Raw genomic sequence first — 24,214 nt, 5'->3', positions numbered from 1 at the left:
TGATTATGAAAAGATTACAATTTAAAATAGCCTTTATTGCCTTATTGGCTTTGGGCATCAGTGTAACATCCTGCTCAGATGATATTCTGGAAGAAAATCCAAGGAGTGTTTTCACTCCCGAATTTTTCAAGACACAGGCAGGAGTTGAAGGTGGTATTACAGCTCTCTACACACATTTGCGTTTCTTGTACGGTGCTTGGAATTATTATAACTCAACTGAAACGGGTACGGATGAATATACCTGGGCACAAAGTGCAGACGGTAACTTTAGAGATATGGACCTGTCTGGTGTAGGTTCTATTATATCTACTTCTGCACCCCCTGCAGGACCTTGGGCTAGCTGTTATGGAGCCATCAATACTGCAAGTGGTATTATTCAAAACGCTGAAGCTGTAGGGATTGCCGAATCTCTGATTGCAGAAGCCCGGTTTTTTAGAGGGTTTGATTATTTCCTTCTGGTACAAACCTATGGAGGTGTGCCTTTAGATTTAGGTTCAGGAGATTTAGAATTTAATCAATCAACCTTTCGAGGATCTGTTCGCAATACGGTACCAGAAGTTTATACTCGGGCAATTTTTCCTGATCTGCTACGTGCAGTTGCCGACTTGCCTGAGCAGCCTCGTTTGACAGGAACAGTAACTAAAAACACGGCTCGCTTATATTTAGCTAAAGCATATTTAACCTATGCGTGGTGGTTGCAAAACCCCAATAACATTCCAACTTACCCGGAAACTCCGCGTACAGACCCTGATGGTCGGGATGCTGCATACTATTTTCAACAAGCTTATAATGTAGCTACAACAGCTATAGATAATCCAGGGCCATACTCCTTACTTGAGTATTTTTATGATGTACACTGGGCACCAAATGATCGCCATGCTGAGATGATGCTTTATGCTGATCACACTGAAGAAAGTGAAATATACAATGGGGCCAGTTTAGGTTTTGGTATTTCAGGGGCTCAGGATAACGCCTCAGTTTGGATGGCTACCTGGAACTATACTGCTATACGAAGCAGTAACGGCGTAGCCACAGTTCAGCGTGAAGCGGCTCAAAGTTATGGTCGACCCTGGACACGTATGGCACCTCCGGTTGAAGTTTTCAAGAACACATTTGCTGACAAAGCTAATGACTCCAGATATGACGGTACTTTTGTAACCAGCTATCGCAATAACCGAGACAAACTTTCTCCGCCGGATTTGACCGAACATCCAAATGCAAATAATATTCCGGTAGGCCCTGGTGGTGCTGTTCTTAGCTTTTTAGATCAGGATGATCCAGCTGTAGACTACTCTGGAAATAAAGCCGCTATTGGCGCAGGTTCGCTTCCCGGAAGATCGGATTTTGTAATCAATCCAGGCGGAGTAAGTCGTGTTGTCTATCCGGGATTATGGAAATTGGGAACCTACAGAACCGATAATAATGGTGGTTTAGGCTCGCCTAACGCCGGTTTAACCAGACCGTTCCCAATCGCCAAATTCTCTGAATTCTACTTTATAGCGGCTGAAGCTGCAGTTAAAGGAGCTGCAACACAGGCCGGTAAAACCGCTCGTGATCTTATCAATGTGATTCGCGCCCGCGCGGGTAAATGGAGGTTTGATAACGGCGAACAGGAAGTGCGTATGGAAGATAATAGTGCTACACTGGTAGCCAATACTCCTGCCACGATAACTATTGACTATATCCTTCAGGAGCGTTCACGTGAATACTTTGGAGAAGGTTACCGTTGGTATGATTTGGTTCGCACTCAAAAATGGGCCGAAGTGGCAGCGACCTATAGTATTGCAGGTACTGCTTATGGCGACCATACACCACAAACGTTTACCCGAACTATAGAGCCATACCATTACTTAAGGCCAATACCTCAATTTCAGCTTGATGCTATGGATGTGTCTGATGCAGAAAAAGCGGCTTACCAAAACCCAGGCTATTAATTTCAAAGTAAGAGTTTGAAATAGCAACTGCCCAAAAGCTTTACAACTTTTGGGCAGTTTTTTTATGCCTAATGTGCACTTGAAATTTTACTTGAAAAACTCAAATGGTATTATTTCACTTCAACTAAATAAACGGGTACATTAGCGTTTTCAGGCAAGTAGGTATTTTTCTACTCGAATTTTGAGGATTGCTTTAAAAAATATCCATCCACTTGGAAAACCGGGTTCTTAATAATTTGATTCGGGAATAAGAAGTTTAATGCTACAAGTGACTAACTCTCGCGACGGAAAGGTTCTACTCAAAAGATTTATAATACCCGATCTCAGCAGTTTTAAACCTTTACAATCGAAAGCAAGCTTACTTAAAGCTATAACTAACAAAATGTTTACTCAGTGTTTAAATTATAATCAAACCCTTAAATAGTATCCAATAAAAAAGAGGCCCGAAGGCCTCTTTCATCTTACTTTCATATAAAATATTTATTCTAACGGCTCAATACTATTACCCGAAGTAGCATATAATCCTACCAAAGCTCCGGTAAAACCACCGGCTACATTGGTAGATAGAATATCTCCGCTAACGGTTCCGCCCAGAATTTTATAATTAGCTCCATCTGTAGCATAACTGAATGTATAGTCAGCGTTATCCCCTTCTACTTTCAGTGAGAGTTTACCATCCAGATCAATTTTTTCACTGGCAATAATCGTTGATTCCCCTTTTTCAGTGCGCTGCAATACAACATAATAATCCTTCCCTTTTTTGGTGACTCCAAAAGCATAATTAAAACGCTCATTTTGCAAAGCAGTAATACCTGCAAAATCTTCATCTGACTTTGGCTTATAAGTCAAATCGGTTTTAAAACTGAACGTCTTATGCATTTGGCGGTGAAACAAGGTTGAAGTGGGTTTCAATTCGGTAATTTCAGCTTCAAAAGGCTCAATTTCAAGACCTTTTTTGGTTTGCTTTATAAAAGCCTCGCGAGGACCACGAAGGCCAATCCAACGATAATCCAGTTTATCACCACTAAAATCTTCTTCAAACGTAAAATTCCCGTTAGGAAAATACCCGTCTTTTCCGGTCTTATTCTCCACTCCTTCCGGAAGTTTTAAAGTAGGCTCTATAGGCACCAGACCATTTTCAAAAACCGGATAGGTCCCAGACCAGTCAACCGGCAAAATAAAGGTTTCACGTCCGCTATTTACCTGGCCGGCAGTATTAGGTCTAATAGCCAGAAAAACACCGTACCATTGTCCGTTAGGACCTTCAATGATGTCTGCGTGTCCTGCCCAGTCCACATTGTTTTCGCGATCTTTCGGGAAATAACGTTGTGTCAAAATCGGGTTGCTGGGTGCAGGAACGAAAGGACCTTTAGGGTTATCACTCATAAAGATCACCTCACTGTGCCAGCCTCCGGTTCCTCCTTCGGCACACATCAAATAGTATTTACCATCCTTTTTGTATAGATGTGGTGCTTCAATCCAGATGGGTTTATCAGCTAAATCAACGCCTCCGTTTACGATAATCTTATCGGTCCCTTTAATGATCTGATCTTTTTCAACATCATATTCCCAAACTTTAATCACACGGTGACCCTGATACAATTCCTCTCCTGCATTAGGCGCATCATTGTGAACTACATAGGCTTTCCCGTCATCATCAAAAAATAGGGAAGGATCAATCCCCTGAAAATCCAGTTTGATAGGATCACTCCAGCCCTGCATCGGGTCTTTGGTTTTAACCACGATGTTACCCAAACCACCCGCAAACGCGGTTGTGATCATATAAAAGGTATCGTTGTTTTCATTATAAGTAATTCCCGGTGCGTAAACACCCTGGCTGATCCCGGTATCGTGTACATCCAATTGCGATACCCGATCTAAAACGTGACCGATTTGTTTCCAGTTTACCAAATCTTTAGAGTGAAAAATAGGCACCCCCGGAAACATCGCAAATGATGATACCACAAGGTAGTAATCATCCCCTTTGCGCGTTATTGCAGGGTCGGGATAACATCCCTGAAGAATGGGATTGTAAAATTCATTAGCTTCAAGCGGATTATTAGTATAAACAGCATCATTGCCTTCATAAACCACATTGGAGAATACCGGAGTACCCTTCTTTGGTGGGTCTGGCCGGTCTTTCTTCAAATCAAAGCTGGTAAGGCTTAAGATAAGCGCCAGGGCAGGCGCCAGAATTAGATTTTGCTTTTTCATTATAGGAATATTTAGTTTAAGGTATTTAAAATTTAATTGAGTCCGGATTATTCAAAAACTACAAGATAAGTTTTCACTTTGCCCTTGTAGTCAAACTTCACAACAGCTTTTTCTGAAAGAGAAGATGCCTGCGTGATATCAATTTTTACTTCAGGATTGTCGGATTTCGCAGTTAATACAGGCACAGAAGCAGCATCTCCTGCATTGAAAGTTGCCTCATAAACGTCATAGCCAGTAATACCGTTTTCATTGGTAGATCTCACTGGTGTTTTGGGTAAATCAAGGGCTTTGTCGTTTGCAGAAATGAATACCTCAGGAACAACCGCACGCTCAATCGGCTTATCCCTGGCACTAAAACCAAGACCAACAAGCTCCCCGAGCGATTCTGAATCAGGGCCTTCTATCCTGAGGAATAGCGCGTGTTTTTTATCAAGCTTGTCTACAAATTCGGAGACATCCAGTGTATATTGCGTAATCTTGTTTTCAGCTTGAGCGGGAACCGTTATTTCTCCTATTTGCGTTCCGTTCCAGGTAGCGTTATCCCAGGGACCATCTAACCAAACCTGTACCTTGAATGATTCTTGTGATTGTGGCTTTAGGAAAAGGTTGAACATGGTTTCATTACCTTCTTTGGTGCCTTCAAAGGCAGAAACTCCTTTCTGGTCTTCCGCTAATCCACCAAATCCAAAATATTTATAGCCAATAATGTGACCATTCTTCAAACCGGAAATAGGCATATGGTTATTCCAAATATCCCAGGCGTCTTGCTGAATGCTTATATCAGAAAGGTAACAGGCATAACCGGCAGAATAGTATTGATAGGGATCAAGCCCGTAAATATGAAATCCTTCCGAAGTAACTTCAGCACCTTTGTACTCTAACGCATCTGAAGCTTTTGCTGTCCAAATCTCATCTGATGCATACGGATCGTACCCACGCAGGTAAACGGAACCACCATCTTCTACTGATTCTTCATCCCAGGAAACCGTTATGGGTGCTACCATTGCCTGACGGGCAAAGCCGAAACCTCGCGGAGGACGGTGGTAAAAAACATACCATTGATTGTTTATCTCTTCAATACTTCCGTGGGTGTTGTGACCGGAATATGTGGTCTCAATAGCCGTTCCATCCTCATTAAGCACCGGCGCACGTGAATCCACAAGAACCCCGCCGCTTCTCCAGGGGCCTAAAGGGGAATCGGCCACAGCATAGCGCAAGGTGGAATTCGAACTTCCCACCCCGTAATCAGGTCCTGAATACCCACTGAAAACCGTAACGTATTTATTTCCCACTTTACGTATGGAGGAAGCTTCAAAGAAATTAAAACTACCTAAATCCTCTCCAGGGTATATTTTCGGAAACGTGGTTCCTTCAGGGTCACGAATAACTCCGTATCTGCGGCTAGCCGGCAGTAAGCGCTCAATAATCTCGGTCCCCGGTCTTAAGGAATACATGGTATTTTGATCTAATTGTGCAGCAGAAGATTTCTGAAAACCCCAGTAGCCGTAGGCCCTGAAGCCTATTTCATAATCGGGATCGGCCGGATCGTCAATGTATTCTATGTAAATGGCAGGATCAAAGCCCAGAATACTTCCGGGAAGGGTTCTTTTTCCGTCTTCGGTAAGATTAATGGGCGTAAACGGACCGTCCGGACGGCTTCCTTTGGCCACCATTGCTTCCCGGTTATAACCCCGGCTATGCGGATACAGGTAATAGGTTTTGTTACCCTCTTTATCTTTTACCTCAACCAAATCGGGAGCATACATCACATCCCATTCCCCATCCACCTGATAGGTAAATACGGGACCTTCATCTTTCCACTCCGAAAGGTTTTCAACCGGTGCAGACCAGATCCGGATATCAGGACCACAATAACTGGTGTATCGCACATCATGCGAACCTATGATGTATGCCCTGTATTTTCCGGGATTGTCAGGGTCTTCAAAAACCCGCGGTTCACCATCGGGCAGATGCTCCCAAAGGGGTAGATACGGATTACCTATGCCCTTATGCACAGCAGGTTGATTGGAACCGGTTGTCTCCGCAACATAATCCTGGGCTTTTATTCCCGATGTTACAATTAGAAACACCGCCAAATGCAGGATATTCGAATACGTACATTTTAAGTTCTTCATTTTTATACAGCTATTATTTAATATTCAATTTGATCAATTTATGTCGAATCCTCTGCGTTGGATTTAAAAAAGTAAAGAGGCAAAAGTAAACAGGTTGTTGCGCCATACGGGCCAGGTGTGCCCGCCCGGATATTCCGAATAGGTGTACTCAATGCCCATCTCGTCAAACTTTTGCAGCATCACCTTGCAATTGTTGTAAGCGATATCTTCCTGTCCTCCCATCGCAACCCAGAATTCTTTGAGATTCTCATTGATCTGGTCTGCGTTTTCTTTCATAAACTCGTATTGCTTTCCGGAAATGGAATCATCATTGGCAAACCAACCGGAGCTGAAAACGCCCAGATAATCAAACATATCGGTATTTTGAATACCCGTAAAAAGCGTTTGGATTCCGCCCATACTAAGCCCTGCCAAAGCGCGATTTTGAGAACCTTCTTTAATCCTGTAGTTTTTTTCTACGAAAGGGATTAAACCGTCATTCAGTTCGTTTGTAAACATTTGCAGGCCCATTTCCGTAAAGGCTGAAGCTGGCATATTACCATCGGGCATTATTACGATCATGGGTTTTGCTTTGCCTTCAGCGATTAAATTATCGAGAATCAAATTGGTTTTGCCCTGCATCGCCCAGCCGCTTTCGTCCTCACCTCCACCGTGCATAATGTATAAAACGGGATATTCTTCATCACTGCTTTCGTAACCCGGCGGCGTGTACATATAAAACTGACGCCAGCTGTTCAGCACGGGTGAATAGTATTGTTTTATTCGGATATCTCCGTGTGGAACTTCCTTCAAAGCATAATAATCATCGCCTGTAAACGGAACCTCAATCCCGCTGGCCATTCGACCCATGCCGTAAAACGTCTTGCTGGAAGGATCTGCAACGGCAACCCCATCAATCAACAGGGAATAGTAGTGTAATCCTTCCGTTAGCGAATCGGTACGCACTTCCCAAACGCCTTCGGTATTCTTATCCATATCGTATTTTTTGGCTAAATCAAGCTGCACGCGTTTAGCATCGGGAGCTTTCAGCCTGAAAATCGCACTGCCATCTGGCATCAACTGCGGATATTTTGCATTGCGCATATTGGTGGAAGCCGGTGTACCCAACAGACTATACTTCGTAAAAAGCGATTCATCTACCGGTTTAAAAAGGAGTTTGGCAAACATATAGAGGCCGTTTTTCCAGACCTTGAAATTGTGATCCCCCGGCTCGATGTAGTACACGTGAGGCACATCATTTTCAACCAGGTACTCGTGGGTGCGTTCGCTAAAACGCAACAGACGGTCTGCATCTCCGCAGGAAATCCAAAGCAGGTTCAGTTTTTCGCGGGCTGCTTTTGGATCGGGGACCAAAACTTCAGGGGCTTTGGTATTGGGCGCCGAAGAAAATCCGCCTACATACGAGAAGGTGTCCAGATTACCTAAGCCAAAATTAAGCGACTGTCCGCCACCCATTGATAAACCGGCTATGGCGCGGTGCTCCCGGTCTTTTTTCACCGGATAATTCTTTTCGATATATGGAATCAAATCGTTTAGTAAATCCTGCTCAAATGTGGCAAAAGCCTGCACTTTAGGAAGTGCCATTATATCGCCAACCGCGCGGTCGTCTTTCATCGCGCGTCCGTTTGGCATCACGACGATCATCGGTTCGGCCTCACCGTTTGCATATAAATTATCTAAAATGACTTCAGGATGCCCGCCTTTCAGCCATTCCAAATGATCGCCGCCAATTCCGTGCAGCAAATAAAGCACCGGGTATTTCTTGCCTTTTGTATAACCGGGAGGGGTATATACCAAAGCTTTTCGGTTTGTTCCCACCGTTTTAGAAGGATATTGAATGGTGTCTATAGTTCCGTGTTTGATCTCGCTTTGAAGCACATCAAAACCCTTGGGAGCTTCTTTAACCAGTTTGGGATAGCCTAAAAGCTTGAGCATCTGCTCGCCGTAACGTCTGCCCAGTTTTCTATAGCCTGCGGCGGAAAAATGCAAATGATCTGCAATCGCCTCGCAATCTTCTGAAGAAACCACATAGGAATTCGGTATCACATTCGGCAGCGTCCTGATGATAGGATTCATGCTGGCGCAAGCCCCACCCTGCCCTTCACTCACAAGTTCACCGGCAATAAGCGGAACCTTTTTAGGATCGAGTTTCAGGTCTTTGATCAGGTTATCGTAAACGCCTTTTACTTTTTGAGGCCAAAGACTGTCACCGGTGTTTGACTCTCCCTGATGTAACAAAATACCTTTGATCACGCCATCCTTTTGAGCCAGCTTGGCCATTTCGACCAGGCGCGCATAGGGATTGCCATCGTATTCCTTTACCATATTCTTCAGCCAGTCTGGTGAAGTCTCTACGTAAGACTCAAAGTTGTCTTTGTCGAACAATTCAATCTTACAACCGCCTACCGACACATTGATCACCCCGACATTTACCTTTTCGGGTAAATTTTCAAGAAGTTCGCGGCCAAAATAATCTGTAGGTGTTAAGCCGGTTTTACAACGGCATAAAGGCGGTTTGGCGGTGTACCAGTTGCCTTTTTCACGATCCAGATCGGGGCAATCTACCGCCTGCATCACTTTAAAGCGATCGTTAACAACAGTATCCCGGGCTTCAAAACGGGCGTGACCCTCCATATTAGACTGACCGAAAGCCAGATAGATGTGAAAGTTTTCATCCTGCGACCAACCGGTGCTGCAAGACAGAATGAGTAAACCGAATAGTAAAAAGTATTTTTTCATAATGGAATTGGTTTTCGGTTAGTCTTTAAATAATTGTTGAGCAAATTGATGCAAACAGCGTCTCCAGGTGTGCCACTCGTGTGCGGTTTCCGGTGATTCGTAAAGCGTGTACGTTATTTCCTGAGCCTTGAGCATATCAACAAAAGCATTTATCGTCTTCGGAAAACGTTCCGGTTCTTTGGTACCCAGTCCCAGCCATAACAGGTTAAGCTGCTCATCAACCTGTGCACCATCACTAAACGCACCATTTAAAAAGGTATCTACATCAATAGCGCCTTCAATACCGAAGTTTGCCGTACCGCTAAACCCACCGTAATACGAGAAAGTATCCAGGTTGTTCATTAGGATGCGCATCGTTTGATTAGCTCCCATGGAAAGTCCGGCGATGGCGCGATGCTCGCGGTCTGCAAGGGTTCTAAACTCGGCATCGGTCATCGGGATGATTTCTTTGAGCATTACCTCCTCAAAAACCGATTCGGGTCTGCCTTCTTTGGGTGCATCAGGCTTATACGCGTAGCCGTTATCCATCACGATAATCATCGGCTCGGCCTCACCATCAGCGATCAGGTTGTCCAAAATAAGATTGGCGTGACCCTGTGAAGACCAGCCGGTTTCATCTTCATAGCTTCCGTGCTGCAAATAGAGCACGGGATAATTTTTATCTGAAGTGGTATAACCCGGCGGGAGGTAGATAAAATTGCGTCTCCACTGCTGGGTGATTTCAGAGAAATACAGGTTTTCCACAACTTTTCCGTGAGGGACTTTTCGCATGGCGAAAATAGCATCGTCCGGAGCCGGGATCTCGATACCACTCCCCCAACGGCCTGCACCGTAAAAGTATTTGGTTCCGGGATCAGGTACCGAAGCACCGTCTATATTGAGCTGGTAATAATGGAAGCCCACATCCTGAGGAGCCGACTCGCCCGTCCAGATGCCTTCTGTGTCTTTGGTCATTTCGTATTTGACACCGCCAATATCAAGTTTAACCGAAGTAGCTTCGGGAGCTGAAATTTGTGCGCGCACCCGGCCTTCGGCATTCACCTGCGGAAAGGCTTTCCCCGCCTGATTTACCGAAGAGGGTTTGTATTCCTGAGCCTGAACTAAACTGAGACCGGCAAGCCAAAAAAGACAGGTAATATGTTGTAGTGTTTTCATACGTTATTCGTTGAATAAAAGTGGAGCCATTTGATACAGGCTGCGTCTCCAGGTTAAAAATTCGTGCGCGGTACCCGCAGAAACATAAGAAACTGACTTGATTCCGGCATCGTTTAGGGCTTTTGCTGCCTGCTTTACCCGATCCGGATTTTCCTTGCTTCCGGCACTCAGAAAAACAAGCTTCAAATCTTCGTGCTCTTTTAAATCTTCCGGGCTATACGTTCCGCCGCTTAAGAGACCGTAATACTGAAACAGGCCGGGCTTGTTCATCGTGATCATTCGGGTTTCCATTCCGCCCATTGAAAGGCCGGCCATCGCGCGGTTTTCAGGATTGTCGAGCGTACGGAAGTGTGAGTCTATATAAGGAATCAATTCTTCGGTAAGAACGGTCTGAAAGTATTTGATATCAAAATCGCGAATACCACCCCATTTGATTTCGTTGGTCATTCCGTAGGTATTCACAATGATAAAAGGCTCAATTTTGCCTTCTGCAATCAGATTGTCCATAATTAAATTGGCACGCCCCTGATTCATCCAGGCGGTTTCATCCTCGCCCCAACCGTGTTGCAGGTACAGTACCGGATATTCCTTATCGGTATTCAAGTGATAGCCCGGCGGAGTGTACACAAAAGCGCGACGCGAAGTATTGGTGCTCGGTGAAAGAAAAAAGATCTGTTGTACCGCACCGTGTGGCACATCTTTTAACGCGTAAAATTCCTCGTCGTGTGCGGGAATCTCGATTCCGCTTTCCCAGCGCACCGAACCGTAGTAGTTTTTTGCTCCGGGATCATTAAATGTACCGCCGTCAACGGTAAGGTGGTAATAATGAAAGCCTTCATCCATTGGGCCTTCGGTGGTTCCGGTCCAGAAACCTTCTTCATTTTTAGTGAGTTTAGTACCGCCACGCCCTCCCAAACCTAAGCTTACCGAAATGCTGTCAGCAGCCGGGGCTTTAATTTTAAAACGCACATAGCCCTGGGAGTTGACCATCGGGTATTCCTGACCGGGCTGATTTAATGTGGAAGGTTTAAAATCTTCCTGAATAGCTTCTTGTCCAAAAGACCATAAGAAATTCAGGCACAAAAAAAGTACTGCGAGTTTTTTCATAATTGCGGTTGTTTAAGGTTTATGGAGAATGTTTTTAAGTCGGCCTCATCAGAGCTGTTGCCATAAAAGATCTGGTATTCTCCGGGTTCGGCTGTCATTTCAAGCTTTTCTTCACTATAAAACTGAAACGATTCGGGTTCGATCACGACTGCAATCTGCTGTTGTGCTCCCGGTTGAAGTTCGACTCGTTTAAACTGTTTCAGGGTTTTAATGGGCCCATCGGCATCATCGGTTTTTCTGAGGTACACCTGAAGGATTTCGGTACCACTGCGATCCCCGGTATTTTTAACCGGAACCGTAAATTGCAAAGGCTGCCCTTTTGCGATTTCCGTTTTTGGAACAGAAGCTTCGCCAATTTCAAACGTGGTATAACTTAAGCCGAAACCAAACTTGAATAGCGGCTCTTCCTTCATATACCTATAGGTACGACCATCCATAGCATAATCTTCAAAATCGGCAAGCTGGGTGGTATCGCGGTAAAAGGTAACCGGTAATTTTCCGGAAGGATTGTAATCGCCAAAAAGTACATCGGCTACGGCCTGCCCACCCGATTCGCCGCCGTACCATGACTGCAGAATAGCGTCGCAAGTCTGAGTCTCGGGGACCAAACCAATAGCAGAACCGGAATTGTTTACAAAAATCACAGTTTTACCGGCATCTTTTAAAGCCTTCAGACAGTTGCGCTGCACCGCAGGGAGCTCGATATCGGTACGGTCACCACCTTTAAAACCGGGATAATTTACCGGCATCTCCTCACCTTCCAGTAAGGTGGAGAGTCCGCCTACGAAAATTACCGTTTCAATACCTTCTAATTTGGCAATCAGACCGGTAAAGTCTACCGGGATTTCTTTCCCAAAATTGAACTCCAGATTGGCCTCCCAGTTGTTCAATTGGGCATACTTGATTTCAATGTTATAGGTTTTTCCTTTTTCTACGGGAAACGGAAGTGTTGAAGGAAGCGTTCGCCAATTGTTGGTTGCTCTAAGGGATTTTCCGTTTACAAACAGTTCAAAATGACCGGTTGCGCCAAATTTGAACGCGAGTTCCTCGTCTTTATCTGCTGTATATTCGGTTACGTAACTGGCTGAAAAACCTTCCAGATTTACGCCTGAAGCAAACTCCAGCTGCCCTGCAGTGGTGAGTTTAAGCGGATTGGTAATGTAAGTTTCGGCAATGACCGGTCCGCTGTAATCGGGCGTATTCCAATAGGTCGCTTTAAAGCCTTTTTTACCAGCAATACCAATTTTTGAAAAATAGCTTTCAGTTACTTTATCTTCCACCAGATCACAAGCCTGATCGTATACGATGCGCTCCTCGCCTACTTTAGATTTAATTCCGTCCAGGATAGTAATGGTGCGCACCGGAGTACCGTTGTAATTTCCCCAAAGCATGGGCTCATCATCAGCATTAGGCCCCAGCACGGCGATTTTATCTAGGGTCTTATTAAGCGGAAGAACCTTGTTTTTATTCTGAAGTAAGGTCATCGATTTCCGGGCCATCTCCAGTGCGAGCTGGCGGTGCTTTTCGCTATTGATCACCGAAGCCGGAATCTGCGCCCAGGGCACAATGGAATCGGGATCCATTTCGCCCAACTCAAAACGGCCTTTGAGCACCCGCTTAACGCGGATATCAATTTCTTCTTCCTGCACCAGACCGCGTTTTACAGCTTCGGGCAGGAGTTTGTAATTGTGGTTATTCCACTGGCATTCTACATCTGTCCCGGCCAGTACCCCTTTCGCGGCAGCGTGAACCGCATCGGAAGAGACGTTATGCGAGGTAAAAAAATCCTGAATAGCCCCACAATCGGATACCACCAGATGCTCAAAGCCCCACTGATCGCGAAGGATTTGTTGTAAAAGACGGTCACTGCCGCAGCAGGGTTCATCATCCAATCGCTGATAGGCACACATAACCTGACGCACATCTGCATCCTGTACCAGAGACTTAAACGCAGGCAAATAGGTTTCCCATAAATCCCGCTGTGAAATGTTGTTTAGGTTGAGTTCATGCCGACTCCATTCGGGGCCCGAGTGCACCGCGTAGTGTTTGGCGCAGGCCAGTAGTTTTCGGTATTTGGCATCTTCAGGGCCCTGAAGTCCTTTGACGACCTGTACACCCATTCGCGAAGTGAGGTATGGGTCTTCACCGTAGGTTTCCTGACCACGCCCCCAACGCGGGTCCCGGAAGATATTTACATTAGGCGTCCACACCGAAAGGCTCATAAACCGCCTGTTTTCTTCGCCATTGCGCATCGCCTGATGGTATTTGGCACGGGCCTCATCTGAAGTTGCATCAAAAATCTTAAATACCAGCTCATCATCAAAAGAAGCGGCCATTCCCACCGGTTCGGGGAATACGGTAACATCATTGGTATTTGCAAAGCCATGCAGCGCCTCGCTCCACCAGTTGAATTTCTTGATGCCCAGACGTGGAATCGCGTCAGAAACGTCACACATCAAGGTTGCTTTTTCTTCAATCGTAAGCCTGCTTACCAAATCTTCAGCACGTTCTTCAGGCGAAAGTGCAGGGTTTTGATAGGGATAATCCTGGGCGCTTAGTGCCGTAAAAACAAAGCTAAAAACCAGTATGCTTAACCCTCGTTGGATGGCAATAAGAGATTCAAATTTTTTCATTTTAAAAGTTTAACCTGTGGTCAGTATATAGGTTTGTCCGGGTTTAGTTTGTAATTCGTATTCAAAAACAGGTTTGAGTTCCAGCTTTTTCAATTCCTGTGGATTTGCAATCAGGGGTTCAGGGATTTCAGGAGTTTGGAAAAATCCATTTTCAACTTCTCTAGTAATTTCTGATAAACCCTCGCCTTTTAAAGGCTCGTGCGAACGGATGTGGCAAAGGCCTCCCAATGTGGATGTAATTTTAATTGTTTTGGCCTGGCTATTTTCCCATTCCAGATCTACCTGAAAACCACCACGGGTTTTAAGTCCGTTTATCGAGCCTTTATTCCAGGCATCGGGTAAGGCCGGTAAGATATGAATGGCACCATCGTGACTTTGTACCAGCATTTCAGCAATCCCGGCCGTGCAGCCAAAATTCCCATCAATCTGAAAGGGCGGGTGCGCGTCGAATAAATTGGGATAGGTACCTCCGCGTTGTTTGCCATCAGGCTGAATGGATGGTGTCAATTGATCCTGAATGAGTTTATACGCATGATTGCCGTCGAGCAGGCGTGCCCAGAGATTGACTTTCCAGCCCATAGACCAGCCGGTAGACTCATCACCACGTGCTAACAAAGACGTTTTTGCCGCCTTGAAAAGCTGAGGGGTGCGATAGGGCGAAATTTGATTGGAAGGATACAGGCCGTATAAATGCGATACATGGCGATGATTATCTTCGGGATTATCCCAGTCGTACATCCACTCCTGTAATTGTCCCCATTTGCCAATTTGCATAGGTGGCAAACGCTTCAGGCTGGCTTCAATCTGAGTTAAAAGTTCACTTTCTTTATTTAGAATTTTTGAAGCTCTCAGGGTTTTAGTAAACACATCGTAAACCAACTGATTATCCATAGTAGCTCCGGCAGTAACCGATTCAGGATGATCGCTATAAGGTGCATTTTCAGGTGATATGGAAGGCGCAATCACCAACCAGTTATGCCTGGGTTCTTCAACCAAAAAATCCTGTAAAAAGCGTGCTGAACCTTCCAAAATGGGATAAACCGAATCTAAAAATTGCGTATCGCCTGTGTATTCATACTTATCAAACAAATGCTGCGAAAGCCAGGCGCCGCCCATAGGCCACATTCCCCAGAAAGCCGCATCTACCGGACCGGTAATGCGCCAGATATCAGTATTGTGATGGGCAACCCAGCCTGAAGCTCCGTACATGTCGCTCGCAGTTTGCTTTCCGGTTTCAGACAATTCGCGAATCATTTGAATCAAAGGCTCGTGGAGTTCTGAAAGATTGGTGCTTTCAGACGGCCAATAATTCATTTCAGTATTGATGTTTATGGTGTATTTACTGTCCCAGACCGGTTTTAAGTCATTTGCCCAAATACCCTGTAAATTGGCCGGTTGGCCGCCGGGGCGCGAAGACGAAATGAGCAGATACCGCCCAAACTGAAAATACAAAGGCACCAGGGCCAGATCGGTTCCGTCTTTAAAATTAGCAACGCGCGCATCTGTGGTTTCCGAGTTGAAAGTGATTTCGCCCAGACTGAATTGAACCCGATTGAAATAGGATTGATAATCTGCTATATGTGCACGCTTTAAATCTTCAAATTCCTTTTGAGAAGCGCCCTTTAAAAAAGACATTGCTTTAGCTTCTGCATCCCCACCGATATCGTTATAGCTTTTAAAATTGGTAGCCATCGAGATGTATAAAGTGGCAGCATCTGCGTTGGTGATTTCCAATTTGTTTTCGCTTTGCGAAAGGCTTCCGCCACTGGTTTTTGCTTTTACCTGCGCTTCAAATTGTACGGCACCTACAACACCCTCGTGATCGCTCGAAGTTCCCTGTAAACGAAGTGTATTTTCATCATCAACAAAAGAAGTGGCTCGCTCCTCTCTGGTTAAAGAAGCTGCAAAATTGAGTTTTCCCGATTCACTTGCGGTAAGTTGAACCACAATAACCTGATCGGGGAAAGAAGAAAAAACTTCCATTGTATAAGCGACATCATCTCGCGACCATTGCGTGGTTGCCACAGCCGTTTCCAGGTCTAAGGTGCGCTCGTAATCGGTTACTGCTCCTGTATTTTTAAAGTCCAAATGAAGTTTCCCGAGCGTTTGATAGGGCATTCCGCTTTTACCGCTAAAAAATTTTTGATTGACCAAATCCTCAGCTTCCGCATAGTTTCCGTCAAAAATAAGTTGGCGTACCTGAGGCAGGGCTTCTTTAGCCTGCGGATTATCGTTACGATACGGCTGCCCGGCCCAGAGTGTATTTTCATTCAACTGAAGGATCTCGTGACCCGGATCGCCATAAATCATAGCGCCCAGACGGCCGTTCCCAACCGGAAGCGCTTCCACCCAAAGTTTAGCGGGTTCATCATAACGCAGCGTCATATCAGGCTGTTGGGCAAAAGCCGAAAAGCTCAGAAAAATCAGAAAAATGCTGCTCTTGATGTTCATAGTCTTAATTGAATTTAGTTCTCTGAAAACATATAGTAATCGAAGAACATAATTTTAGTTGCTGCTTTTCCTTTAAAAACGAAATAGAGGTCGTGCACGCCGCTTACTTTTTCAATCTCCTGAGAAACCAAAGCCCAGCGGTCGTCGCCTCCCGTCATCGGTACCTTAAAAGCGGTTACCAGCGGCCCCTCTTTGCTGTCCAGGTGAACTTCCATACTTACATCGCTGTTGTGGGTGGTTCCCACACGGGCGGTAAAACGGGTTGCTCCTTCGGCTCTGAAATCAACATCCTTTACTTTGATGTAAGCATCATTTTTCATTGCGGTCACAAAAACACCAACGTTCTCATTCTTGTGAGCTTTGACGCCCTCAGACCAGGCAATGGTTTCCGCTTCGGTTTTTATAAAAGGATTTAAAACCTGCAAACTTTTCTCAATCCCATCTGTCATTTGAAGCTCCGGGATAGTTCCATCTTTATCAATTTTCAACTCTTCAACTGCCACCGAACGCGTAAAGCCGCTACCCCCGGGAAGTGCTGCATTGTGATAGAACAGATAGGTTTTCCCTTTATAATCTATCACCCCCGGATGGTTTGTAAATGCCCCGCCCTGTCTGGCCATCACTTTGCCCTGGTAGGTATACGGTCCGGTTATGTTTTTGCTTGTAGAATAGCCCAGGTGCTCTGGTAATGGCCCTGCGGCGAAAATAAGATAGTATAACCCGTCGCGTTTATAAACCCAGGGACCTTCTTCATAGGTCGTGGGACGTCGTTCATTAGGTTCCCCTTCCCGCTTCCCAAATGCTTCTATCGTATTGGGAATTTGCTGAATTTCGCTTCCCAGCGTGATCATATCTTCATTAAGCTTTGCGTAATAACACACGGGATTTCCCCAGAACAAATAAGCCTGCCCGTCATCATCTACAAACACCGCGGGATCAATATCTGCCTGACTTTCCTGAACGAGTGGTTTTCCTAATGGGTCTATAAAAGGGCCGTATGGACTATCGCTCACCGCAACACCAATTCCGTTTTGCCCGTTTCGATCTGTGATAGGCACATACATATAAAACTTACCGTCCCGCTCTGTAGTAACCGGAGCCCAGGCATTGCGCTGCGCCCAGTCAAAATCCTTATAGCTCAGCACAGTACCATGATCGGTCCAGTTTACCATATCTTCTGTGGTATACAGGCGCCAGTCATCCATCGTAAACCAGGTAGAATCGTCCTCATCGTGTGAGGTATACAGATAAACCTTACCGTTAGAAACCATAGGAGCAGGATCTGCCGTATAATTGGTTTGTATAATGGGATTCTGGGCGAAAACCGTAGTAAAAGCCAGTAAGCTTAACAGTTGAAAAAGATTTTTTTTCTTCATCGTTTTATTCATTTACAATTACAAAACCACCTCCCGATTGCATCGTCAGGTTTAGTTTTCCGTTTTTAGGAATCTTAATCTTTTGGGTAGAAGTTTCGCCATTTTTATCATCATTGATAAGGCTCACGGTTTTGCCCGCCAAAAAAGGAAGTTCCAAATTCAATTTTTTAGGCTCGGCTTCGGCATTTACCCCCACAACATACCAGGTGTCTGCATTTCGCCTTGCCAGTACCGAAAACTTTCCGGGATAGCCATCCATAAAACGGGTTTCATCCCAGGTGGTAGGTAATTCTTTGAGGAAATCGAGCTGAAACTTCGGTGCATCGTCCAGATTATTTGGCGTAAGCGCAAACATTTGTACCGGGTTTTGAAACAACACGCCCGTCGCCAATTGGAAGGCATCAGTCGTCAGCCGTTTTTGTCCGGATTTGTTTCCTCTATTTAAGTAGTCGTTGAGCACCACGCCACCAAATTCCATACTGGCGACAGCGTTGCGAATGAAGGGATGCAAAGTAGCGTTATAGGCCTCTCTTTTACGTACATCTTCCACAAAAACCAGCATTTCTGAAGCTACAACCGCTTCGCTACCCACAAAATTGGGATACATACGCTCCCATCCGCGGGGCAGGGTGGTACCGTGAAAGATAATCATCAGTCCATAATCATTAGCGTCTGAAAGAATATCTTCATACATGCGCATAGTTTCCTGCTTATCGCCACCAAAAAAGTCTACTTTAAGCCCTTTCACACCGGCTTCCTGAAGCCATTTCATCTCTTTTTTACGCTCAATTGAAGTGTTCATTTTATTTAGCGGAGTCTGGAAGGCGTCGTTTACAATCCCATTGGAGTTGTACCAAAGAAAAACGCCCACATCTTTAGAAGCAGCGTAATCAATAAGTTCTTTCATACGCTCATAACCAATGCGCTCATCCCACCAGGCATCTATGAGAATGTATTTAAAATCCATTGCCGCTGCCAGATCCACATAGGCTTTTTGGTCTTCGTAATTCATACTGGCGTCCTGCCAGATGATCCAGCTCCAGCTGCCTTTACCATATTCGTATTCCTGCGAAGGCTCGTAAAGCGGCTCAACCACATCCCAGGGAATTGTGGTTTCTACCACAGGTTTTAAGCTTTTGCCCACGGTGATTGTACGCCAGGGCGTTATACCCGGAAGGCCCAACTGTGCACCGCTGCTGCCAAAACCGTTGTTCTCTTTTTCATTGGGGTATTCAATATAAAAAGTACCATCCTGATACGCGCTTAAGTGCGAAGCGGGATATAAACTGCGCACGCCGGTTTCGGAAAGCAAAACCCAATATTCATCCTTAATTTTATAGAGTGCGGGAAAAACATAACCACCCGCTGCGGTTTGTTCAGCTATGGGCTTGTCTGCCGTGTAAGCCGACTCATAACTGGGAGCGGTACGTGCAAAACCGGTCATTGGCCGCATCACATTAGATAAAAAAGAAGTGGTTTCCTGCGGAAAGCTAAAGCCGGTAAGTTCTTTTTCTACAACAATAGCACGGGTTTCGCCCCATTTATCAATCTCATACCGGAAAGCGATATCGTTATCGCCTACCTGAACTAAAACAGAAAACCGGCGGTCTTTAGAATCACGTACCGTATACCGAAGGGTGTTTGCGTTATACGTAACTTGAGATTGTTTGATTTTATCCTGCTCGTACGTTTTACTAACAGCATCCTTTACAGCTTCCACAAAAACCAAACCTTTGCTGAAATCCCCTTCGTTTGTAACAAAGCCTAAAGGGGCATTTGTAAATAGCTCTGTGTCATCATAATTTACCGAATAGACCAGATTGCCATCCATTACATCGACGGCAACCTCAAGGGATCCTTCGGGGCTGGTTATCGTTTCTTTTTGGGCATAAAGGCTAAGGCCAAAACCGATTAATAATGCTGTAAAACTTCTCTTCATAATTTTGCTAAAAGATTCCATCTACGGGTTAGACTAAAAAATTTTCAAATGGTTTAAAAGACTATAAGCCTAAAAAGCGTAAATTACAAAAAGTGTTTTGATTACATTTATGCTTAGGTTTCTAAAGTTTGGACACCAATTATTTTTAGCATATACTCATCAAAAGTCATTTTACATAAACAGTATTTCAAAATAATTACATCAAAAGGCCTCATTGATACGAATAGTTGATCCATCCGTTTTTTAGAAAAAGTCTGAACACCCCTAATAATAGCTGATCAAATAGCACTAGCTTCGATTAAATTTAACCGGTCAGACCGTTTTAAAGTGATTTAAAGCAGCTTAAAAACGTCATTGTTCTTATCCTTGAGCATAGCCTGAGTACACGTTTACTTATGATAGTTAACCGCATATTTTTTTCGATTTTACTCTTCTGCGCCATCGGATCTTTAGACCTGAAAGCTCAGGAATTAAAGGAGAAACTTCAATTTACCGAGGTCAAAAACCTTCCGGTGCAGCGTGCAGTAACGGCATTTGCGCAGGACACCAATGGATTTCTGTGGTTTTCAACTTACGGGGCAGGATTATTTAAGTACGACGGCAGTAACTTTACCTCTTATAAAGAGAGCTGGAAGGATGCCCGGTCGCTAAGCAGCTCCCTGGTGCACGCGATTTACACTGATGCTACGGGTACTATCTGGCTGGGTACCGAAAAAGGCTTAAACCGCTACCGGCCCGAAACCGATGATTTTGAGAACACCAGTCTGCTAATCGCGGAAAATGAAAAACCCTTCGCCATTCACTGTGTAAGCAGTCTCAACGACAGCACTTTAATTGTAGGTTCGCATAATAATGGCGTATACCAGGTGAATAAACAAAGTGGAAAAATTGACCCCATTCCCTTTAAAATCCCGATAAATAATGACTGGCTCAGATTTAACAGTATTGAAATAGTTCAGTCTAAAATCTATTTGGGTACCTCATTAGGCTTGTTTGAATACAATGAGCAAACCAGGCAAATCGACCGAAGCGAGTTTATCTTAAACGGAACTAAATCACGTATACCCTATCACATCAGCAAGATACGTGCAGACGCCAACGGCAATCTTTGGATTGGCACATACAGTAACGGCTTATTTCGGCTTGACTTAAATGAAAAACTGTACAACTACCGGGAGCTTCCCATTACTACAAAACGTATTCTTTCAATTACCGAAATCGATTACGGCAAGATCCTGGTTGGTACCGAAAATGACGGCCTCTTTATCCTCAACCAGGAGGGTCGCCCGCTGGACAATTATACCCACAGTAAATTTGGAGACAACCTCATTCAATCAAACTCTATCTGGAGTCTTTTTGTAGATAAAGATGATCGCATCTGGATGGGTTATTACAGCGACGGCATCAGTTTTTATGATCCTGATTTTGATAAATTTAAGGATCTGGAAAGCATTCCATACAAAACTGAATCGCTACAGGACGGCTCGGTTACCGGAATACTTGAAGATGACAATTCGAGGCTTTGGATAGGTATGGACGGGGGTGGTATTGACGTTTACGATAAAAAGAACGGCAGCTTTACCCATTTAATAGATCCTGACAACCCTATCGCAACAGGCCTTACCACCAGCGATATTCAGGCACTTTTTCTTGACAGTAAGGATAATTTGTGGGCCGGATCGTGGAATGCCGGAATATTTTTTCTCAAAAAAGGAACTAAACAATTTACTAATTATACCGGTCAAAATGGTCTGGCATCGCGCAGTACCATTTGCTTTGCCGAAGACTCGCAGGGTACGATTTACATAGGCACATTTAATGCCGGTCTAATCACCTTCGATCCCAAAACAAATCAATTTGAACGCCTGGACGGTGAAGCGTTCAGCAGTGCCGGGATGGCCAACTGTGATGTGCGTAAAGTAGTTATCGATCAAAATGACATGCTTTGGGTTGGCACAACCAAAGGTCTTTTTACAGTTAAAAAGAAGGCTGACGGCTACGAGGTTCAATCACAAAATGCCCGAATGTACGCTGACAGGGATAGCGAGGATTTACAATACTACATTCTGTCTCTGTTTCTAGATGATGATCGCAATTTATGGATTGGTACAGACGGAGGTGGTTTATGTAAATACGATAAGAAAACAGGCTCTTACGTCTGGTTTCAGGATGTTATAGAGAAACAAACTATTGCTTCGATCATAAGTGATTCTCAAAACCGATTGTGGCTTGCCGGGAATAATGGGCTTTCAAACTTCGATCCCAAAAGTGAAGAGGTTATTAATTACACGGTAAATGACGGGCTTCTGGCCAATGACTTTCATAACAATTCGGTTTTAAAAGACGATCAGGGCAGGTTGTATTTTGGCAATTACAAAGGCATCAATTACTTTGACCCTGCTGCGATTAACAGCTCTATGCAACAACCCGATCTGTATTTTGCCGAACTGCGATTGTTTAATGAAAAAGTGGGGCCAAAGACGGAGAATTCGCCATTACACGAGGTCCTGTTTTCAACCCGAAAGCTTACTCTAAAACCGCATCAATCGGTATTTACCATTGAATATGCTGCGATAGATTTTACAAGACCTTCAGACAACAGCTATGCCTATATTCTCGAAGGTTTTGATAATTCCTGGAACTATGTGGGCAATGCCAAAAGCGCAACCTATACCAATATCCCTCCCGGGAATTACACCTTCAAGGTCAAAGCCGCAAATAATGACGGGGTTTGGACCGAGGAGCCCATCGCATTAAGCATAAGCCTCTTACACCCCTGGTATAAGCAAACCTGGGCCATTTTACTTTATATCCTGCTCAGCCTTATTTTGGCCTACATAGCCTATCAATTTACTCAAAGCAGGATTGCGGAAAAGCGACTTATTCAATACGAGCGCGATAAGCGCCGGCAGGAAGAAGAGCTTAACAACAGGAAACTTCAGTTTTTTACAAATATTTCCCACGAGTTTCGCACCCCGTTGACCCTGATCAAAAATCCGATTGAGGATATCATCACCAATAAAGAATACACTTTTCCAAAGGCTATTGCCGAAAAGCACAGGAGCATTTTTAGAAATACCGAAAGATTGATTCGATTGATCAATGAATTGATGGATTTTAGAAAACTTCAGTTTAATAAAACAACGCTAAAAGTTGAAAAAATAGCCATCACCCCCTTTTGCGAACAAATTGTCGCACATTTTAAGGAAGAGGCCTTTCAGCGTAATATCGCGCTTGAAATAGCATCTGAAGAAGAAGATTTGCACGTGTACGCAGACCCGGGAATGCTGGAAAAAATCATTTTTAACCTGCTCTCCAACGCCTTTAAGGCGACACCCGATCATGGTTTGGTTTCAGTAGGGCTAAGACGCACAGACTCCCCGATCATCCTTCCGGAAATCTCCTCTGAAACTCCTGTAGAAGCCTTAGAAATTCAGGTAGAAGACACCGGCTTTGGTATTCCAAAAGAAGAGATTGAGAAAGTTTTCGACCCTTTTTACCAGGTAGAAGGGATGAATAAGCAGTACTATGGGGGCACGGGTATTGGTCTCGAGGTGGTGCGCAGCTTTTTGATTATGAATAAAGGTAAAATTGAAGTGAGCAGCAAGGTTCATAAAGGGACAAGCTTTAGAATTTATCTGGGTCTCGGCAAGGCGCATTTCTCTGCTCAGGAACTCATATCGGTTACCGATCTCGTTCCCGAAGCAGAAATTACGGAAACGCCCGTTCCCGAAGAAATTACCACCTCCCAGAAATCCTTACCTGAAATCAAAAAAGGAGATAAACTAAATACGCTGCTTATTATTGAAGATAATTTTGAATTGCGTAAATACCTTAAAGAACAGCTTAAAACATCGTATAAAATAATCGAAGCCATCAATGGTGAGGAAGGACTTAACCTGGCTCAAAAATTTATACCTGATGTTATTCTTACCGATGTGCTGATGCCGCAAATGGATGGGGTCACCTTTTGTCGCAAGCTGAAAAATGATATTAAAACCAGCCATATACCCGTACTTATGCTTACGGCAAAAGCCCAGACAGACGACTGGCTCGCCGGTCTTGATGCCGGTGCAGATGCCTATATTAATAAGCCGTTTAATATAAAAATTGTGCGCTCCCAGCTTAAACAGCTCATCGCCAACAGGCAAAAACTGTTTACCAAATATTTTCAGGAGCTGAGCACGGCAGATCTGAAGCTTAACAGCAGCTCTTTAGACAAAAAATTTATAGCTAAAGTCATAAACTACATCTACCAGAACATTAGTGATCCCAAGCTCAATGTAGAAAATCTGGCTGATGAACTGTCGCTGAGCCGCAGTCAGCTTTACCGCAAAATCAAGGCGCTTACGGGCCAGACTGCTAATGAATTTATACGAAAAATACGTCTGGAAAAGGCTAAAGAGCTTCTGGAAAACGGCGTAGAATCGGTAAGTGAAGTAGGCTATAAAGTAGGCTTTGCCACGCCCTCCTATTTTACACGTTGCTTTAAAGCCGAATTTGGAAAACTTCCTACAGACATTAAATGAGG

Annotated in this window: 11 protein-coding genes; 2 read left to right on the top strand and 9 right to left on the bottom strand. The window is 44.4% G+C overall.

Features of this window, described 5'->3' with window-relative positions:
• Positions 1-5 precede the first annotated feature (5 nt).
• Positions 6-1,934 (top strand): RagB/SusD family nutrient uptake outer membrane protein, encoded by a 1,929-nt coding sequence (locus ACSSS3_RS14020; RefSeq protein WP_442845160.1) that lies wholly within the window; start codon positions 6-8, stop codon positions 1,932-1,934.
• A 480-nt stretch (positions 1,935-2,414) separates the two neighbouring features.
• On the opposite strand, the gene ACSSS3_RS14015 is transcribed toward ACSSS3_RS14020, so the two are convergent.
• The 9 genes from ACSSS3_RS14015 to ACSSS3_RS13975 form a co-directional block, all read right to left on the bottom strand.
• On the bottom strand, positions 2,415-4,148 hold the full coding sequence (locus ACSSS3_RS14015) for a glycoside hydrolase family 43 protein (RefSeq protein WP_442845159.1): 1,734 nt from the start codon (positions 4,146-4,148) through the stop codon (positions 2,415-2,417).
• A gap of 47 nt (positions 4,149-4,195) precedes the next feature.
• Positions 4,196-6,283 (bottom strand): hypothetical protein, encoded by a 2,088-nt coding sequence (locus ACSSS3_RS14010; protein WP_442845158.1) that lies wholly within the window; start codon positions 6,281-6,283, stop codon positions 4,196-4,198.
• A gap of 63 nt (positions 6,284-6,346) precedes the next feature.
• A complete protein-coding gene (locus ACSSS3_RS14005; RefSeq protein WP_442845157.1) occupies positions 6,347-9,022 on the bottom strand; it encodes an alpha/beta hydrolase-fold protein in 2,676 nt (891 codons plus the stop codon).
• A gap of 18 nt (positions 9,023-9,040) precedes the next feature.
• Positions 9,041-10,177, bottom strand: a complete 1,137-nt coding sequence (locus ACSSS3_RS14000) for an alpha/beta hydrolase-fold protein (protein ID WP_442845156.1) — start codon at positions 10,175-10,177, stop codon at positions 9,041-9,043.
• A gap of 3 nt (positions 10,178-10,180) precedes the next feature.
• A complete protein-coding gene (locus tag ACSSS3_RS13995; RefSeq protein WP_442845155.1) occupies positions 10,181-11,284 on the bottom strand; it encodes an alpha/beta hydrolase-fold protein in 1,104 nt (367 codons plus the stop codon).
• Positions 11,281-13,917, bottom strand: coding sequence for a xylan 1,4-beta-xylosidase (xyl3A, locus tag ACSSS3_RS13990; RefSeq protein WP_442845154.1), 2,637 nt, complete (start codon positions 13,915-13,917; stop codon positions 11,281-11,283). The genes ACSSS3_RS13995 and xyl3A overlap by 4 nt, the downstream gene beginning before the upstream one ends.
• A 9-nt stretch (positions 13,918-13,926) precedes the next feature.
• Positions 13,927-16,368: a glycoside hydrolase family 95 protein gene (locus ACSSS3_RS13985; RefSeq protein WP_442845153.1), complete on the bottom strand. Its 2,442-nt coding sequence runs from the start codon at positions 16,366-16,368 to the stop codon at positions 13,927-13,929.
• A gap of 14 nt (positions 16,369-16,382) precedes the next feature.
• Positions 16,383-17,744, bottom strand: coding sequence for a glycoside hydrolase family 43 protein (locus tag ACSSS3_RS13980; protein WP_442845152.1), 1,362 nt, complete (start codon positions 17,742-17,744; stop codon positions 16,383-16,385).
• 4 nt (positions 17,745-17,748) lie between these two features.
• Complete coding sequence (locus ACSSS3_RS13975; protein WP_442845151.1) at positions 17,749-19,683, bottom strand: glycoside hydrolase family 97 catalytic domain-containing protein; 1,935 nt, start codon at positions 19,681-19,683, stop codon at positions 17,749-17,751.
• Positions 19,684-20,078: 395 nt separating this feature from the next.
• Here ACSSS3_RS13975 and ACSSS3_RS13970 point away from each other — a divergent pair, with 395 nt between their 5' ends.
• On the top strand, positions 20,079-24,212 hold the full coding sequence (locus tag ACSSS3_RS13970; protein ID WP_442845150.1) for a two-component regulator propeller domain-containing protein: 4,134 nt from the start codon (positions 20,079-20,081) through the stop codon (positions 24,210-24,212).
• Positions 24,213-24,214: the final 2 nt, after the last annotated feature.

Source organism: Leeuwenhoekiella sp. H156 (assembly GCF_052218455.1).
Classification (GTDB): Bacteria; Bacteroidota; Bacteroidia; order Flavobacteriales; family Flavobacteriaceae; genus Leeuwenhoekiella; species Leeuwenhoekiella parthenopeia.
This window is presented reverse-complemented; position numbering and strand designations above follow the sequence as displayed.

Bases quoted from the DNA above. Each gene is read 5' to 3' on its own strand.
- ACSSS3_RS13975 (WP_442845151.1), bottom strand. From the start codon at position 19,683: ATGAAGAGAAGTTTTACAGCATTATTAATCGGTTTTGGCCTTAGCCTT.
- ACSSS3_RS14010 (WP_442845158.1), bottom strand. From the start codon at position 6,283: ATGAAGAACTTAAAATGTACGTATTCGAATATCCTGCATTTGGCGGTG.
- ACSSS3_RS13970 (WP_442845150.1), top strand. From the start codon at position 20,079: ATGATAGTTAACCGCATATTTTTTTCGATTTTACTCTTCTGCGCCATC.
- ACSSS3_RS14020 (WP_442845160.1), top strand. From the start codon at position 6: ATGAAAAGATTACAATTTAAAATAGCCTTTATTGCCTTATTGGCTTTG.
- ACSSS3_RS14015 (WP_442845159.1), bottom strand. From the start codon at position 4,148: ATGAAAAAGCAAAATCTAATTCTGGCGCCTGCCCTGGCGCTTATCTTA.
- ACSSS3_RS13995 (WP_442845155.1), bottom strand. From the start codon at position 11,284: ATGAAAAAACTCGCAGTACTTTTTTTGTGCCTGAATTTCTTATGGTCT.
- ACSSS3_RS14000 (WP_442845156.1), bottom strand. From the start codon at position 10,177: ATGAAAACACTACAACATATTACCTGTCTTTTTTGGCTTGCCGGTCTC.
- ACSSS3_RS14005 (WP_442845157.1), bottom strand. From the start codon at position 9,022: ATGAAAAAATACTTTTTACTATTCGGTTTACTCATTCTGTCTTGCAGC.
- ACSSS3_RS13980 (WP_442845152.1), bottom strand. From the start codon at position 17,744: ATGAAGAAAAAAAATCTTTTTCAACTGTTAAGCTTACTGGCTTTTACT.
- xyl3A (WP_442845154.1), bottom strand. From the start codon at position 13,917: ATGAAAAAATTTGAATCTCTTATTGCCATCCAACGAGGGTTAAGCATA.
- ACSSS3_RS13985 (WP_442845153.1), bottom strand. From the start codon at position 16,368: ATGAACATCAAGAGCAGCATTTTTCTGATTTTTCTGAGCTTTTCGGCT.